Source organism: Kribbella sp. NPDC051137 (assembly GCF_040682535.1).
In the GTDB taxonomy this organism is placed as follows: domain Bacteria; phylum Actinomycetota; class Actinomycetes; order Propionibacteriales; family Kribbellaceae; genus Kribbella; species Kribbella karoonensis.
The window spans coordinates 145876-162431 of record NZ_JBFBBI010000002.1 but is presented as its reverse complement, the minus strand read 5'-3'; the positions used below and the strand labels follow the sequence as shown (position 1 = coordinate 162431).

Annotated in this window: 11 protein-coding genes; 3 read left to right on the top strand and 8 right to left on the bottom strand. The window is 69.5% G+C overall.

Going from position 1 to position 16556, the window contains the following annotated elements:
• The first annotated feature begins 60 nt into the window (after window positions 1–60).
• Window positions 61–1065, top strand: coding sequence for a LacI family DNA-binding transcriptional regulator (locus AB0M51_RS08205; protein WP_363748621.1), 1005 nt, complete (start codon window positions 61–63; stop codon window positions 1063–1065).
• A 16-nt stretch (window positions 1066–1081) separates the two neighbouring features.
• Here the strand turns inward: AB0M51_RS08205 and AB0M51_RS08200 are convergent, their stop codons facing one another.
• Both AB0M51_RS08200 and AB0M51_RS08195 read right to left on the bottom strand, forming a co-directional pair.
• A complete protein-coding gene (locus tag AB0M51_RS08200) occupies window positions 1082–3805 on the bottom strand; it encodes a glycoside hydrolase family 78 protein (RefSeq protein WP_344201753.1) in 2724 nt (907 codons plus the stop codon).
• Entirely contained in the window at window positions 3802–5514 is a 1713-nt protein-coding gene (locus AB0M51_RS08195; protein WP_344201755.1) for a hypothetical protein, read from the bottom strand. The genes AB0M51_RS08200 and AB0M51_RS08195 overlap by 4 nt, the downstream gene beginning before the upstream one ends.
• A gap of 124 nt (window positions 5515–5638) precedes the next feature.
• On the opposite strand from AB0M51_RS08195, the gene AB0M51_RS08190 reads away from it, so the two are divergent.
• Both AB0M51_RS08190 and AB0M51_RS08185 read left to right on the top strand, forming a co-directional pair.
• Window positions 5639–6931: a RuBisCO large subunit C-terminal-like domain-containing protein gene (locus AB0M51_RS08190; RefSeq protein WP_344201758.1), complete on the top strand. Its 1293-nt coding sequence runs from the start codon at window positions 5639–5641 to the stop codon at window positions 6929–6931.
• Window positions 6924–8234: a four-carbon acid sugar kinase family protein gene (locus AB0M51_RS08185; protein ID WP_344201761.1), complete on the top strand. Its 1311-nt coding sequence runs from the start codon at window positions 6924–6926 to the stop codon at window positions 8232–8234. The genes AB0M51_RS08190 and AB0M51_RS08185 overlap by 8 nt, the downstream gene beginning before the upstream one ends.
• Here AB0M51_RS08185 and AB0M51_RS08180 read toward each other — a convergent pair.
• From AB0M51_RS08180 to AB0M51_RS08155, 6 genes are read right to left on the bottom strand one after another with little or no spacing between them, the layout of a single operon-like run.
• Window positions 8206–9315, bottom strand: coding sequence for a glycoside hydrolase family 28 protein (locus tag AB0M51_RS08180; protein ID WP_344201763.1), 1110 nt, complete (start codon window positions 9313–9315; stop codon window positions 8206–8208). The genes AB0M51_RS08185 and AB0M51_RS08180 overlap by 29 nt on opposite strands.
• Window positions 9300–11363: a hypothetical protein gene (locus tag AB0M51_RS08175; RefSeq protein WP_344201766.1), complete on the bottom strand. Its 2064-nt coding sequence runs from the start codon at window positions 11361–11363 to the stop codon at window positions 9300–9302. The genes AB0M51_RS08180 and AB0M51_RS08175 overlap by 16 nt, the downstream gene beginning before the upstream one ends.
• Window positions 11363–12496 carry a DUF5605 domain-containing protein gene (locus AB0M51_RS08170; RefSeq protein ID WP_344201770.1) on the bottom strand — a complete coding sequence of 378 codons (1134 nt, stop codon included), beginning with the start codon at window positions 12494–12496 and terminating at the stop codon, window positions 11363–11365. Before AB0M51_RS08170 ends, AB0M51_RS08175 begins: the two co-directional genes overlap by 1 nt.
• A complete protein-coding gene (locus AB0M51_RS08165; protein ID WP_344201772.1) occupies window positions 12493–13890 on the bottom strand; it encodes a DUF5060 domain-containing protein in 1398 nt (465 codons plus the stop codon). The genes AB0M51_RS08170 and AB0M51_RS08165 overlap by 4 nt, the downstream gene beginning before the upstream one ends.
• The gene (locus AB0M51_RS08160) at window positions 13887–14975 is read right to left on the bottom strand and encodes a sialidase family protein (protein ID WP_344201775.1); all 1089 of its coding nucleotides are present in this window, start codon (window positions 14973–14975) and stop codon (window positions 13887–13889) included. Before AB0M51_RS08160 ends, AB0M51_RS08165 begins: the two co-directional genes overlap by 4 nt.
• Window positions 14975–16552 carry an extracellular solute-binding protein gene (locus AB0M51_RS08155; RefSeq protein WP_344201778.1) on the bottom strand — a complete coding sequence of 526 codons (1578 nt, stop codon included), beginning with the start codon at window positions 16550–16552 and terminating at the stop codon, window positions 14975–14977. Before AB0M51_RS08155 ends, AB0M51_RS08160 begins: the two co-directional genes overlap by 1 nt.
• Window positions 16553–16556: the final 4 nt, after the last annotated feature.

The window sequence follows — 16556 nt, the reverse complement described above, 5'->3', positions numbered from 1 at the left end:
AAAAGGTTTACATCGCCTGAAGAGCAGCGATCTGCGCCGTCGTCGTGATCCAATGGGCGGGTGAGAGAGCCGACTGCAGCCCGGGCCACGATTCACGACGTGGCACGGCTGGCCGAGGTGTCGACGGCGACCGTGTCGCGGGTGCTGAGCGGCGGCAAACCCGTGTCGCCGGAGGTCACCGAGCGGGTCCGCGCGGCCGCGAACGACGTCGGCTACCGGCCGAACCCGGCCGCCCAGACGCTGCTGCGCGGAAGCAGCCGCACGGTCGGCGTCGTCGTACCGGACCTCGGCAATCCCTACTTCGCGGAGATCCTGAAGGGTCTCGCGGCCGAGGCGGCCGCCGAAAAGCACCACACGCTGGTGGCCGGCACCGAGGAGGACCCGGAGCAGGAGTACCGGTCCGCGATCGAGCTCGCCCGCTGGGTCGACGGGCTGCTGCTGTGCGCGCCCCGGATGAGCACGCCCCGGCTCCGCGAGGTCGCCGAGGCGGCCCGCCGGCTGGTGCTGATCAACCGGGTACTGCGTCATCACGCGGTCCGCTCGGTGGTCGTCGACTACCACCTCGGCGTCCGCGCACTGTGCGAGCATCTCGCGGCGCTCGGGCACAAGCGGATCGCGTACCTGCAGGGGCCGACGGCCGCATGGTCGGACCAGCAACGCCAGCGCGGGTTCCGCTCACCGGAGGCGTCGGGCCTGACGATCATCCGGGTACCGTGCGGGTCGACGCTCGCCGACGGGCGGGAGGCGGTCGAGGAGGCGCTGACGTACAAGCCGACCGCGATCATCTGCTTCAACGACCACGTCGCCGTCGGCGTCCTCAGCCGCCTCCGCGAACTCGGCCTGTCGGTCCCGCACGACCTGTCGGTCGCCGGCATCGACAACGCCCCGATGAGCGCCCACACCGACCCCGGCCTGACGACGTACGCCGTCTCCACGGTAGAGGTAGGCCGCCAAGCCTGGTCCCGCTTCGCCCCTAAGCCCTCCACCGCCACCACCCACATCCGTGGCGAACTCATCACCCGAGCCTCCACCGCACCCCCACCCCACAAATCCCCCCGCGGCTGATACCGAGTCGTTGGGTTCAGGCGGGGGTGGTGAAGTGGTAGGTGCCGGGCTGGGCTCGGCACACGGCGGTGGTCGCGGTCGGAGTGAGGACGGTGAGGCCTTCGGCGGTTGCCAGTGGGTGGCCGCCCTCCTGCACCGACTCCGGGTCTGTCGTGGGGATGTGGATGGTGGCGGTGGCACCCGGCGGGATGGTGACGTCGAGGGTGAGCGTGCCGTCGGCCAGCTCCCAGCGGGTGGAGATGCGGCCGGTGGGGGTGTCGTACGACGCCTTCGCCCAGGTCAGGCGGCCGCCGGGATGGGGATGGATGACCAGGTCGCGGAAGCCGATGGACTCCGGTGACTGGCTGATGCCGGCGACGTCGGCGTACAACCATTCGCCGACCGAGCCGAGCGAGTAGTGGTTGAACGAGTTCATCGCGACCGGGCCGAACCCGTTCTCCTCGGTCCAGCCGTCCCAGCGTTCCCAGACGGTCGTCGCGCCGTGCTTGATCGAGTACCCCCACGACGGGTACCGGTCGTCGTGCAGCAGGTCGTAGGCCAGGTCGGCGTACCCGTACTTCGTCAGGATCGGGCACAACAGCGCCACACCGGCGAACCCGGTGGTCAGTGATCGCTCGCGCCGTTCGAGATCCGCGACGAGGTGCTTCACCGCCGCCTGCTCGGCCTGCTCGTCCAGCAACCCGAACGCCAACGGCAGCAGGTACCCGGTCTGCGTGTCACCGCGAAGCTTGCCCTCGGCGTCCACGAACTCGGCGACAAAAGCCGCCCTGATCTTCTCCCACAACTCGCCGTACGCCGCGGCCTCGTCGGCCAGCCCGAGCACCCGGGCCGCTGCCGCCGTGAACTCGACGCTCCGCGCGAAGTACGCCGTCGCGAGCAGGTCCCGGTCCGTCACGACCCCGACCTGCAACCAGTCGCCGTAGTGCCCGCTGGTCCGATGCCGCCAGATCAGGTCCGGGTTGGCCCGGTGCACGTAGTCGACCCAGCGCCGCATCACCGGCCACGCGGTCCGCAGGACCCGCTCGTCGCCGTAGATCCGGTACAGCGTCCACGGCACGATCGTCGCCGCGTCCGCCCAGGCGGGCGTCCCGTGCCGGCCGGTGATCACGTGCGGGATGACGTCCGGGATCGCACCCTCGTCGGTCTGCGCGACCGCGAGATCCACGAACCAGTTCTCGAAGAACGTCAGTACGTCGGCCTGGTACGCCGCGGTCGGCAGGAAGATCTGCGCGTCCGCCGTCCAGCCGAGTCGCTCGTCGCGCTGCGGGCAGTCGGTCGGCACGCTGACGAAGTTGCCCCGCTGACCCCAGCGGATGTTGCTCAGCAGCTGGTTGACGCCTTCGTCCGAGCACTCGAACCGCCCCGCCACCGGGGTGTCCGAATGCAGCACGCGGCCGACGACGTCCGCGACGGTCAACTCGCCCCGATAGCCGTCGATCTCGACGTAGCGGAAGCCGTGCACGGTGAAGATCGGCTCGAAGAACTCCTCGCCGGCGCCCGCGCTGACGAAGTAGTCGGTCGCGTCGGCGGTCCGCAGGTTCGCGGTGTACAGCGAGCCGTCGGCCTGCAGCATCTCGCCGTGCCGCAACCGGATCCGGTCCCCGGCCTCCGCGCCGCGCACCCGCAACCGCACGCGGCCCGCCAGGTTCTGCCCGAGATCGACGATGTAGCGGGCCTCGTCGACCTTCGAGACGCTGACAGCCGGCACGTCTTCGGTGACCCGCACCGGATCGGTGGTCGCGGCGATCAGCGTCGACACGTCACCGCCGAGGTCACCCGCCGGCACCCAGTCGCCGGCGTCGTACCCCGGGCTCGACCAGTCGCCGAGCTCGAGGCGGGCGTCGTACGACTCCCCCATCAGCAGATCGGCGAACCGGATCGGCCCGACGTGCTCGACCCAGCGCCCGTCCGTCGCCACCACGGTCCGCGAACCGTCCGGGTGGTCGACGACGAGCTGCGCCAGGAGCTGCGGCTTCTTGCCGTAGTGGTGCGCGTGACTGCGCGTGTCCCACCCGACGTACCCGGACCACCAGCCCTCACCGAGCACGGCACCGATGACGTTCTCGCCCTCGTGCAACAGGTCGGTCACGTCGTACGTCTGATAGGCGACCCGCTCCCGGTAGTCGGTCCATCCGGGCGTCAGCTCGTCCTCACCGACCCGCTCGCCGTTGGCGCTGAACTGGTACAGCCCGTGCGCGGTCGCGTAGATGCGTGCCCGGCTGACAGATCGGGTCAGCTCGAACGAGCGCCGGTAGTGCCTCGGCGGCGCGATCGTGGCCTGGCGCACCGTTCGCGGCTCCTGGCGGTCGACCGGCGGCTCGAAGTACGGGTCGGTCTCGTAGTCGTGCTCGATCCAGTGCGCCTCCCACTCGTCGTCGTGGAAGAGCCCGGTCGCGAACGTCGCCTCGGCACTGGTCACCTGCCCCGCCGGGTCCCGCACCGACAGCTGCCAGACATAGTCGGTCTGCGAGGTCAACGGCGCGCCGCCGTGGTCGACGTACGTCTCCCACTCGGACCGCCACCCGCTGTCCCAGACCTGTCCGCCGTCGCGCAGCACCCGCACCCGGAACGCGTCTTGCCTGTCGCCGCGGGCCGGTGACGCCAGCCGCCAGCTCAGCCGCGGCCGCGCCGTACCGATGCCGAGCGGCTCGACCCGGTGTTCGCAGCGCAGGTCGTACGCCGTGAGCCCGGTCAGCTCGGCCGGATCCGGTGCCTCGGACAGCACCCAGTCAGTTGTCACCAGGACCACTCCGTCTCGGGTCGGTGGAGCTCGTACTCCCGGACGCCGCCGGCGTGCTCCGGGCGGTCGCCGTACATCGGCCGGGACGTCCCCGGCGGGTCGATCGCGATCACGTCGTCACCGTGCCAGGTGGTGCGGAACTCGTTGCCCGCCGCAACCTCCGTGGTGGTCTGCCGCACCATCGGGAACGTCACGACGATCCGCTCCCCCGGCTGCGCCTTCGGGATCGACAGGTACCCGTCGGGCGCCCAGATCCGCTCCGCGCCGGTCCGTTCCTCGGCACCGCGCGCCAGCCGCAGCCGCGCGTACCCGGCCCAGTCCGGGATCCGCACCCGCAGCTCCTCCAGCGGCTCGTTGACGTGCAGCTCGACCTTGCCTTCCACCGGAAGATGACTGATCACGTCCACCGCATGGTGGCCCCGCGTCAGCAACAGGTTCACCCGCGTCAGCCGGCTGTCACCGCTGACGATGCTGTTCCATGCCCAGAACAACCCGCGCACACCGGAGCCGACGCAGCACGCCTGGACGTCGTTCGTGTGCCCGCGGCCCAGTGGTACGTCGGAGACGTAGTCGTTCGGCGCGCCGTACCCGCAGAACGCCCCGAGGACTCGCTCGCCGACGTTCACGTAGGTGCGCCAGCCGGGCTCGTCCTGGGAGCGGTCCGGCGCGGACTCGACCCAGCTCACGTCCTGCAGCTGCGACGCGGCGAGGTGGTTCCGGACGAAGCGCTCGACGACCGGCCAGTACTGCGTGTGTCCGTTTCCGGCCAGCGTCGCACCGAGACCGATCAGGTCCACGAGGGAACAGGTCTCGTGCTCGTACTGCTGGTCCGCCAGGTCGCCGGGCGTCCACCCGAACCGGGTCGCCTCCCCCAGGACCCAGTCGTAGCTACGGCGGACGAACTCGGTCAGCCCGTGATCGCCGGTGTGCCTGGCCAACCGTGCCAGGCCTTCCAGCGTGCCGACCCGGGTATGGAAGTGACCGCTGCGGTACGCCCGCGCCGGATTGAAACTGCCGTCGGCGTTGAAGACACCGCTCTTCTCGACGATCAGCCGGGCGAACCACTCGCACAGCTCGAGCGCGTCGGTGTTGCCGGTCGCCTGGTGGTAACGCAGCAACGGCATGATCAGCCGGCCCGAGAACGACGCGGGGTCGGGTGCGAGGTGCAGGTCGATCGCGTTCGACGACGGCCAGCCGTCCTTCGTGTACTCCGACGCCGGGTAGAACCAGACGTCGCGTTCCTTGATCGCGATCCGCTTCAGCGCCGCGACCTGACGGTCGGCGGCGTTGCGCGCCTGTGGGTCGTCGGTGGCGATCACCGCGGTCGTCATCGCGAGCAGCGTGGCGCGCTGGTCGATGAGGTTCGCGTTCGGCAGCCAGTGGCCCTTGGGGTGGGTCTCGCGGTACGTCAGACCGTCGTCGGCCAGGAACGTGAACAGCCGCTGGCGATACCGGTCGGCGATCGCGTCCCAGCGCGGCTCCCAGTCCTTGCCGCCGGTCATCTGCCGGGTCAGCAGGATCGCGTCGGTGAGCCGGCCGTGGCTGGAGCCGTAGTCCCAGTCCCCGTGGTCCATCCGGGCCGGGCGGGCCAGCAGGTTCGCGCTGAAGAACGGGATGCCGTCCCGGTCGTCGTCGGCCAGGCCGGTGACCGCGTTCATCGCCAGCGCGGCCCGGTCCTCGAGCAGCAGGGTCGCGGGAATCGTCACCATAGGAAAACCTTTGCCTTCACCGGGTCCGATGTCAACCGGCTATCCACAGGCTGGCCGATCCGCCTTGTTTTCTTGACGATCGGTGGCGGAGACTGGGCGCATTCCCTCGCCGAAGGAGCGCCCGATGCCAGCAGCCGAAGAGGTCGTCGCGACCTACCTGATCGAGACCTACCTGCCACTCGACCAGGCCGCCGAGGCGATCGCCGGCGAGCAGTCGACAGGGACGTTCGTGAAGGTCGCGCGTGAGACGTCCGAGCTCCGCGAGCGGTTCGCGGCGCGGGTGCTGTCCGTCGCCGAGATCGCGCCGACCGGCAACGCGGACCTCCCCGGCGCGACCGGGACCGGGCGAAAACGCAGCGCCGAGGTCCGGATCGCCTTCGGTCTGGACAACTTCGGGCCGTCCCTGCCCAACCTGCTCGCCGCCGTCGCGGGCAACCTGTTCGAGCTCCGGCAACTGGCCGGCATCCGGTTGCTCGACCTCGACCTCCCACCCGCGTTCACCGAGCGCTACCCCGGTCCGCAGTACGGCGTCCGCGGGACGCGGAAGCTGCTCGACCGGCCGGAGGGCGTACTGCTCGGCACGATCGTGAAGCCGAGTATCGGCCTGCCGCCGGAGGAGTTGCGTTTGCTCGTCCGTGAGCTCGCCGAGGCGGGGATCGACTTCATCAAGGACGACGAGCTGATGGGCAACCCGCCGCACTCACCGCTCGCTGAGCGGGTCGCCGTCGTCACCGAGGAGCTCGACAAGGTCGCGGCCCGGACCGGACGGCGGCCGATGTACGCGTTCAACATCACCGACGATCTGGACCGGATGGCGTCGAATCACGATCTCGTGCGGGCGGCCGGCGGGACCTGCGTGATGGCGTGTGTGAACCTGATCGGCTTCACCGGACTCGCGTGGTTGCGGGAGCGCTGCGCGTTGCCGATCCACGGGCACCGCGCGATGACCGGGGTGTACACGCGCGCGCCACAGCTCGGGATCGACTACGTGGCCTGGTCGAAGCTGGCGCGGCTCGCGGGTGCGGATCACCTGCACACGAACGGTCTGTCGAACAAGTTCTACGAGACCGACGAGGAGGTCCTGCGCTCGATCAACGCGGTACGGACGCCGATGCTCGGCGGCTACGAGACGCTGCCGGTGCTCTCCTCCGGGCAAACTCCCGGCCTGGCGCCGGAGACGTACCGCCGTACCGACACCACCGACCTCCTCGTCCTGGCAGGTGGCGGCATCCACGGCCACCCGGGCGGGTCGGCTGCCGGAGTGGCCGCCATGCGAGCCGCCTGGTGCGCCGCAACCTCCGGGCAAGACCTGCACGCTGCCGCTCGTGATGTCCCCGCACTGCAACAGGCTCTGGACACCTTCGGTGGTCCGAGGCCCGCAGCCCGGGACGACGCGGCGGGAGGCGCGCGTGGTTGAGGTTGCGTTCTACGGGGACGACTTCACGGGGTCGACCGACGCGATGGTGCAGTTCGCGCGGGTCGGATTGCGGACCGTGTTGCTCGTGAAGTTGCCGCCGGCATCAGAGCTGGCGGAGTTGGCGGCCCGGCACGACGTGATCGGTGTGGCGGGGATCGCCCGCGCGTTGCCGCCGGACGAACAGGAGGCGGAGGTGCGGCCGGTGCTGCAGGCGCTCCACGACCTCGGCCCACGCCTGATCCAGTACAAGGTCTGCTCGACCGCGGACTCCTCCCCCACCCGAGGCAGCATCGGCCGAGCCCTGGAGATCGGCCGCGACATCTGCGCCCCCACTACCCCCACCCCCATCCTGATAGCCCAGCCCGAGCTGGGCCGCTACACCGTCTTCAGCCACCACTTCGCCACCGAATCCGGCACCACCCACCGCCTCGACCGCCAACCCACCATGTCCACCCACCCCAGCACCCCCATCCACGAATCCGACCTCCGCCTCCACCTCTCCGCCCAAACCACCCTGACCATCACCGCCGAACACCTTCACGAACCGCCCACCCGGGTAGCTCCCCCTCCCACCCCGCAGCCGACCACCGCCCCACATGCAGCAGCCACCCCAACCCCAGGCGCGGAGCCCACCCGCGCCCCGGACGTGGAGTCCGGCCGGGTCGCGGGCGCGGGGTCTGCCTCTCCTCCTGATGCCGTGGTTCTCGATGCTTTGGTGGAGCGGGATCTGCGGGAGCATGGTCCGCGGATTCTGCGGTCTCGGTTTGCGGTCGGGTCCGGCGGGTTGTCCCGGGCGGTGGCGCTTGCGCTTCGGCCGGACGGAGTCGGGGGCGAGGGGGTTGTGCGTGGCGAAGGGCAAGTGTTGGTGGTAGCCGGGAGTCAGTCGCGGCGTACGGCGGAGCAGATCGAGGACGTGCGGGCGCACGGGTGGACGGTGCTACCGCTGGCGGATGGTGTTGCGCAGCAGGCGGTTGCGGCGTTCGGCGCAGGTGTGGACGGAGTCGTCGTCCATACGAACGAGCTCACCCCCGAGGAGCTCCCGCAACTGCCGCATGCACTGGCCGAGGTCGTGCGCACCGTCTCAGCCGAGACCGCGGTACGCCGACTCGTCGTCGCCGGCGGCGACACCTCCGGGCAGGTGCTACGGGCTCTCGACGTCACGGCCCTGGAGTTCGCCGCGTCGCTCGCGCCCGGCGTCCACCTCTGCCGCACCACCTCGCCGTACGTCGACGAAGTTCTGCTGAAGCCGGGCCAGCTCGGTCCGGTCGGCTTGTTCAGCGCGTTGGGTCGGAGGTCAGGGTGAAACCTTCGACGGGGGCCTCGGGGGTGTCGAGGATCTCTACCGTGCGGGGGGTGGTGTGAGTTGTCAGGTTGGTGATGGTGATGTTGCGTACGGCGGGAGGGTGGGCGCCGGGTGGGTCCGGTTCGGCGTGGCGGGTGGTGATGAGGACGGCGGAGGTGGTGAGGGCGGTCGCGGTGACGTTCGTGGCGGTGAGGTTCTCGATCAGGCCGCCGCGGTCGGAGTTGGTCTTGATCCGGATCGCGTGATCGGTGCCGGTGATCTGCAGGTCCCAGGCATGGACGTCGTGGACGCCGCCGGAGACCTCGCTGCCGATCGTCAGTGCGCCGTGTCCGGCGGTGAACCGGCAGGACTCGATCAGGATGTTGCGGGACGGCCGTGCCACCCGGCGGCCGTCGGTGTCGCGGCCGGATTTGATCGCGATGCAGTCGTCGCCGGTCGTGAACGAGCAGCCGGTGATCACCACGTCCTCGCACGAGTCGGGGTTGCAGCCGTCGTTGTTCGGACCGAGCGAATCGACCGTGACGCCACGCACCAGGACATCCGTGCAGAACACCGGATGCACGACCCACATCGGCGCGTTGACGATCCGCACGTCCTCGATGCGGACCCGCCGGCACTCGTACGGCTGCACGAAACTCGGCCGGAAGCCGTGCCCCGGCGCGAAGACCCGTTCCTCGACGGGTACGCCGTCCTCGACCAGCTGTACGAGCCGTTCCCAGTCGGTCCGCGGGCGGGTGCTGCTCCACCAGTTGCCGGTGCTCGCGCCGCCGTCGAGCGTCCCGGTGCCGGTGATCGCGACGTCGGTCTCGCCGTACGCGTAGATCAGCGGCGAGTGGCTGAAGCACTCGATGCCCTGCCAGCGCGTGCGGACGATCGGATATGTCGTGGCGTCCGTGTGAAAGCGCAGGGTGGCGCCGGCCGACACGTGTAGCTCGACGTTGCTGCGCAACCTGATCGGTCCGGTCAGAAACACACCAGGCGGCACGACGACCCGCCCGCCGGCCTCGATCGTCTGCGCGATGGCACCCGAGCAGTCGGTTCCGGCGACGGCTCCGTAGTCGGTGATCAGTCGATCGCGCATGAGCTCTGGATGCGGAGTGCGTTGGCGAGCGGTACGGCGATCACCCAACTCGGGTTCCAGGTGTTCGTGTGGCCTCGGCGCTGCCAGTGCGTCTGGAAGACCGCTTCGCCCTGTTCGCCGGGGAGCGGGAAATTCCAGTCACCAGGGTTCGCCGCGATGCCCTGGGTCATGGCGTGGAGCGTGGTCCGCGCGGCGGCGACGTACTCGGGCCGATCGACGGCCTGGCCGAAAGCGAGCAGCTCGTACGTCGGGAAGAAGACGTCGAGGTGGTGATTCTGCACGCTGACCGACGGCCACCCGATCAGGTTGAAGCCGGACCTGTGCAGCGGAGCGTCCGCGTCCTGTTCCGGGGACCACACGTACACCCAGGTCAGGAGCCAGTCGGCGGCCACCTCGCACCAGCCGGCGTAGCGCGGGTCGCCGGTGCGGCGGAAGAGTTCGTAGGCGGCCATGAAGTAGTACATGCCGGCCTCTTTGTCCTCGCAGGCGGCGTCCAGCGTCGAGCGTGCGAACGGTCGGTCGAAGGTCCGCGCGTGCTGGTCGTGGTAGCGGGACAGCCAGGTGGTTGCGTCGGACAACAGTCCGGAGTGGCCGAGTACTTCGGACGCCTTGAGTGCGGCGAGTACGCACGGGATCCCGGCGGAGGACACGGTCGTCGCGGCCGGCGTACCGTCGAGCCGCCAGCCGACCGGGAAAGTGCCGTCCGGCAGCTGGGCACCGCGCAGGAAGACCATTGCTTGTTCGAGGGCGTCCAGCCACGACGGCGGCACCGGTTCGTCGTACCGGCGGAAGAGCGCGACGACATCCGCCAGGTCGCTGATCGTCTCGCCGTACGCGCGGCTCGAGATCATCGGGCGGCTCCCGGTGCGGAAACTCGTCCAGCGGCGGGTGTCGACCTGGTACGCGTTGTGCCGCAGCCCGGGTGTCGGCGTACCGCTGCCGGTGAGGTAGAACTCGACGGCCGAGCGGCAACGGTCGATCCGCAGCCGGTCCCGAGATGTGAAGCCGAGCTGCGCGTCGCACCAGGCCAGCTTGAGCGCCTGCCCGGTCCATCCGTACATGAAGTGCGTCGGCTTGACCGGCCCGTTGCCCGGGATGTCGCTGAACTTGGTGTATCCGGCAACAGCGCCCGCCTGGTACCACCTGTTGTCCAGGGCAACCGTCTTCAACGCGATCGACTCGGCCACGGTCAGCCCGCTCGCGCCCGGCGAGGAGAACAGCTCACGCCCGGTGCGGACCAACTGCCGGAACGCGTGCCCGCGCACCTCCAACGGACCCCAGTCGAGGACCAACCGCTGCGTGAAGACCTCGCCCGGCCGGAGCGTGAGGTAACCGTCGTCGGTGGCCTCCGTCTCCGCCTTGCTGACGTAGCGCACGTCCTGCTTGCCGTCGAACATCAGTACGCCGCTGAGCGCCGCGATCACCGGCCCGTCCTGCCGGATGACGCCGAGCGAACCGTAGCGGACCTGCCCGTCGGCCGAACGGCGTGCTTGTGGGCGGGACAACACCGACAGCCATCGGCGATCGCGTCCGGCCCGCCACTCCAGGTTGATCCCCGGGATCGGCAGCCGGTCCTCCTCGGCGACGAACCCGCCACCGGGCGTGTGCCCGATTCGCGGTACGGCGCGCAACGGGTCGGCGGACGGGTTGTCGTTGTAGATCAGGCCGGGAATCGTCAGCCGGCTGTCCTGCACGCGACCGAGGTCCAGCAACAGCCCGACGGCGAGGTCCGCGATCCGGCGCTGACCGGTGTTGCGCCAGCGCACCTCCAGATTCAACCGGTCCGACGTGTCGAACGAGAGTCGCAGTTCGACGGCGAGCGGCCCGGTACGGAAGCCGGCCCGATGCTCACCGGCACGGCGCGAGCTCCACCAGCCGTCGGGCTGCGGCGCCTCCAGCTGCCACGGGCGGCCGGCCGAATACGTCAGCAGACCGGCCAGCGGGCGCTCCAGGTACGTCGTCCCGTCCGCCAGTCCGAGCTGCAGTACGACGCCGTCGGGCGTGCGCCGCAGTTCGGCCTGCCGCGATCCGGAGGTGAGCGCGGGCATCAGGACGCCCGGCGGATCTGGATCGCCTGGTACTGCGTACCGGGCAGCCGGACCGTCAACGTGTCCGTGACGTCCTCGCGAGTCCGGCGGACGGAGTGGTTCCAGACGTCCAGTACGTCGACGTCGTACGCGCCGGCAGGAAGCGTGAACGTACGATCCGGGAACTGGTGCTCCCCGAGGTACTGCAGGTAATACTCGCCAGGCACCGCCAGCGTCGGCGCATCCCGGTAGTCGTCGATCGGCTCGACGCCGTCGGGCAGCTCGTCCAGGACCTCGCGCAGCAACCGCAACCGTTGCGCCACGACCCCGGTCGGCCGGCTACCACCCGCGGACCAGGGCGCGTCGACGTACGACTCGCCGTGGGTCACGTAGGCGCCGCGGACCGTTCCTTCCCAGATGCGGGTGAGCAGCTCCTCCGGGCGGAGGCTCGTGTCGGGGGTGGTGCCGTTGCCTTCGTGGCCGCAGGCGTCCACGAAGACGGGCTTGGCGAAGTTGCGGCGGAGCGCGGACACACCGCGCAGGTTCTCCAGCCGCACGCTGAGGTGCGTGAGCCACGGCGGCCCGGGGTCGGTTGCCTCATGCATCGAGATCAGGTGCCGGCCGGAGTCCAGCTCGGCGATCAGTTCGGCCAGCCGCCGGGAGTTGCCGGAGGGCTCGAGGCACCAGGTGATGTTGCGGAAGGCCCCTAGACGGTTGACCGTGTCCCGCACGACAGGCTCGTCGGCAGGCAGCAGGACGTCCGCGACGATGTCCGCGTCCAGCAGGTCGCGGACCTGTTCCTCGAGGGCGGACGACGCCCGCAGACGTACCCTGTTGAACGGAGAAGCCGCCAGCGCGGGGCGGGCGGCGGCCCACTGGTCCGGCGAGCCGAACCACTCGGTGGTGAGCGGGTGGTACGGCGTACCGTCCGCCCAACGCACGGTCGTACCCGCCCTCCGCACGGGGCCACGGGACGTCGCCGGGGTGCAGGCGAACGAGCCGCCCGCGTACGTCCACTCCCCCTCCAGATCCGGGCTGAAGCGCAGCTGCCCGCCGAAGGGTTCTGCGTAAGCGGTGGCTCCGGACGAGTGCCGGAAGACCGTCGGTTCGGAGAGTGCGAGTTCGAGCACGTCCCAGCGTGCTACTGACGTCATCGGGTGCCTCTCAGCGCGAGGTACGGGGTGGCGGGCAGCGGGATGCGGCTCGGGCCGGAGTAGTCGGCCAACGGGGTGATCGTCATCGCGCGGGTGTCGATCAGGTCGAAGTGGAACGGCGAGCCGTCCGGCAGGTCGAGGTCCACCGCCGACGGCTGACGGTCGCCGAGGTAGTGCAGCACGCACCGGGCGCGGTCGACGTCACCGTCCGACTGCCGCGGCAGGCCCGCGAACACCCCGCGCAGGAAGTCGATCCGCTCCGGGCTCTCGCCGTACAGCCGGCCGCCGACCGAGATCCAGGCCCGGGTCTCGCGGTCGACGAACGACTCGCCGTGCCCGACGTACCCGCCGAGCGCCATCCCCTGCCAGAACCGGTGCACCATCTCGTCCGCCGTCAGGTTGCCCCAGCGGCGCCCGGCGTTGCCCTCGTACCCGATCTCGTCGATCACCACCGGCTTCGGGCAGTCCCGCCAGGTCGCGGTCTCGGCGCCGTCCCAGTGCTGCACGCTCTGGTGGGTGATCCACGGCTTGGCGAAGTCGTACGGCGTGAAGACCTCGTACATCTTGGTGCCGTTGTGGATCGACCGCAGCCGCTGGTACGGGTCGTACCGCTGGACCAGCTGCAGCGAGCGGTCCCAGTCCGCGACGGTCTTCTCGTGGTTGAAGTCGTACTCGTTCGACAGCGACCACCACACGTTCCGGTACGCCGCCAACCGGGCGACGACGTACCGCAGGTACGCCGCGTCCTGCGCCGGCGTCATCCGGTCGAAACCCCAGACGCCCTTGTCGTACGGGTGGAACAGGATCAGGTCCGCCTGGATGCCGAGCGCGAGCAGGTCCGCGACCCGGCTCTCGAAGTGCCGGAAGAACACCGGGTCGTAGCGGTCGACGTCCACGGAGCCGGGCGTCGAGCCGGCGAACGGCACCCGCTCCGGGCGCATGCCGTCGGTCGGCAGCAGGCACATCCGGACCTTGTCGAAAGGTGCCTCGCGCAACGATTCCAGCGTGAGCTCCTGGAGCTCCTTGGTCTCGTACGTCCAGTGGTAGCAGGTGGTGCCGATGCAGTCGTAGCGGCTGCCGTCGGCGTAGCAGAAGTGGTGCCTGCCGAGCACCTCGACCGGACCGTGGTTGTCCGGACCGGGCGGCGTGCAGGTGAAGGTGCCGCGGTGGTCGTCGAGCTCCACCGCCGAGCTGGACGTGATGTACGACCACTCGCCTTCACGGTCCGGGGAGAACCGCGCGCGGTAGATCCCGTCACCGTCGTAGAAGCCGTCGACGGTCACCATCCGGTTCCGGAACTGGTAGGTGACCTGGAACTCCACCTCCGCGAAGGGATTGCCTTCGGCAGGTCCGGTCAGGGTGAGCTCGTGCAGGCCCCACTTCTCGATAGTCATGGCAATCGGTCTCCCGCCTGGATCCACTCGGGCGCCAGGATCACGTGCTTGATGGTCTTCCGCAGGTACGAGTACGCCACGTGCAGCTGCCCGTCGCGGGTCTGCAGCAGCGTCGGGTACGAGTAGCCGAACTCGTTGTCGCGGTACTCGGCGTCCTGCACCTGCAGGTTCCGCCAGTACGGCCAGGTCGCGCCGTCGTCCTCGGACAACGCCAGCGTGAGCGGGGTGCGCAGGGTCTTCCGGCGGACGCCGCCCTTGCCGTCGTCGACCCAGCGGAACTGGTCGCGCTCCGCGGACGAGTCGTTGAACACCATGACCAGGCGGCCGTCGATCAGCCGGAGCACCTGGATCGCGGAGTTGTTGTTCGGCAGCGAGGTCTTCTCGGGGGCGGTCCAGGTGCGGCCGTTGTCCTTCGACACCGACCGGTGGATGCGGTCGGCGGCACGGCTCCGGAAGTACCCGACGAGTTCGCCTGGCGACAGCTCCACCACACTCATCTGCACCTGCCCGACCGCGTCCGGCACCTCCACGGTCGACCAGTTCTCCCCGCGGTCCGTGCTCAGCTTCAGCACGGTCCGCTCGGCGGTCTTGTCGCAGTCGTACGCCGGCAACAGCCAGTCCCCGTTGCTCAGCACGACGATCGGGTTCCGGATGAAGCTGCCCAGCTGGTCGAACATCACCTCGCTCCGGCCCCAGGTCACCCCACCATCGGACGAAACCCGCCGGATCACCCGCGAGGTCGACTGGTCGTGCGGCTCGTTCGACGTATGCAACAACCAGACCTCCCCACCCGCAGCCGCCTCCTCCCCCGCCGGAGGCGGCGGGACGAAGAGGACCGGGTTCTGTTCGGAGCGTTGCGGGTCGGAGGACAGCTGGACCGGCTCCAACCAGGTGTCCGAGCCCGCCGGAAGGCGGGAGAGGACGATGTTCGTGTCCGGCTCGCCCTCGCCCGGTCCGTTGAACCAGGCGGCCAGCAGGTCGCCGGCGGCGGTCTCCACCAACGTGACGGCGTGGCTGTCGCCGGGATGGATCGTGGGCAGGAGGGCCGCACCCTCACGGATGCGGCCGTCGAACCTGGGGTCCATCACCATGTGAGCCCGCGGGCGACCTGCGCCTTGATGTAGTCCGGGATGTCCTGCTGCTCGGCGACCTGCAGCGAGGACGCGACGTCCATGCCGTCCTTGAGCACGTGCTGCCGGAACACCTTGTACAGCGGGATGTCCCAGTACTCGGTGTTCTTGTAGTTCTTGATCACCGCGTTGTCGCCCCAGTACACGGCCGAGGTGTCGATGGCCGCCAGCTCCGGGATCGCCTTGCCGAACGCGTTCACCACGGCGTCGGTCTTCAGCACCGCCTTCATGCCGTACGACGAGATCCGGGACTGCATCTCCTCCGACACCAGGTACTTGACCACGTCCCACGCCTGGTCCTGGTGCTGGGACTGCGGCGGGATGAACGCCGCCCGGGTGTCCGGCTGGTAGATCGTCTTCGACCCGCGGGACAGCACCGGCATCGAGGTGACGCCGATCTGCACGCTCTTCGCCCACTCGGCGTACTGCGCGGCGTCGTCCTCTTCGATGTAGTACGAGCTGAGGGCGTACGCGTTCAGCTTCGACAGGCTGTTCACCGCCATCGCGAGGTGGCCCGGGAAGCTCATGTCGCCCTTGAAGAAGTCGTCCACGGTGGTGAAGTTGTTCCGCGGGATCATCAGGAAGCGGTACAGGTTGTCCGCGACCGACTTCCACTCCGGGCTCGTCAGGTTGACCTTGACGTCCTCCGGCGCCGGCTGCTCGCTGTCCCCGGGGACGAACGGGTACAACCCGAGCTGGTTCATCGCCAGGTAGTTGTCCGGGTGCTGCATGTAGCCCTTGTAGTGGTCGAGCCCGTCCTGCACGGTCAGCTTCTCGGCCAGCTTGAAGACGTCGTCGTACGTCGAACCCAGCGTCGGGTACTTGACCTTGAACTTGTCGAAGATCCGCTTGTTGTAGAACAGCAGGCTCTCGTCGATCCACAGCGGGACGCCGTACAGGCCGCCGTCGGAGCGGGACTTGATCTGCTCCACCGAGCCGAGGTTCAGCGTGCTCAGGTCGATCCCGGCCGTCTGGACGGCGGCCGTGAGGTCCTGGGTCCAGCCGAGCGGCTCGAGGTCCCGGTCGATCCGCAGCCGCGGGTCCTCCAGGATCAGGTCCGGCACCCGGCCGGCCTTGGCCAGGTCCTCGTACCGGACCGGGTAGTCCCAGGTCGCGTACTTGAGCTTGATGTTCGGGAACTTCGCCCGGATCGCGTCGCCGAACACGGCGTCGAAGTAGCGGTGCGCCTCCCGGCCCGAGTCGTTGCCGCCGAGCTCGAACGGCTTGAAGTTCGCGGCGAACACGAACAGTTCGTCGTCGTCGACCGAGAACGGCACGTTGTACTTGTTCGGGATGTCGACGGTCCCGGTCGCGGAGTTCGTACCCATCCGCGGCGTCGCGGTGGTCGAGCTCGTGGTGGTCGCGGCAGCCGTTCCGGCCGGGAGCATCCCGCCGAAGGCGGCCGCCAGCCCGCCGAGCAGCGCGCCGTTGCGCACGAACCCGCGACGGGACAGGCCGGACGGTGCCGGCGACTGGGCCGGCGACTGTGCAGGCGTCTCGGACGAGTCGGAGACGTTGTGACTTTCAGACATGGAC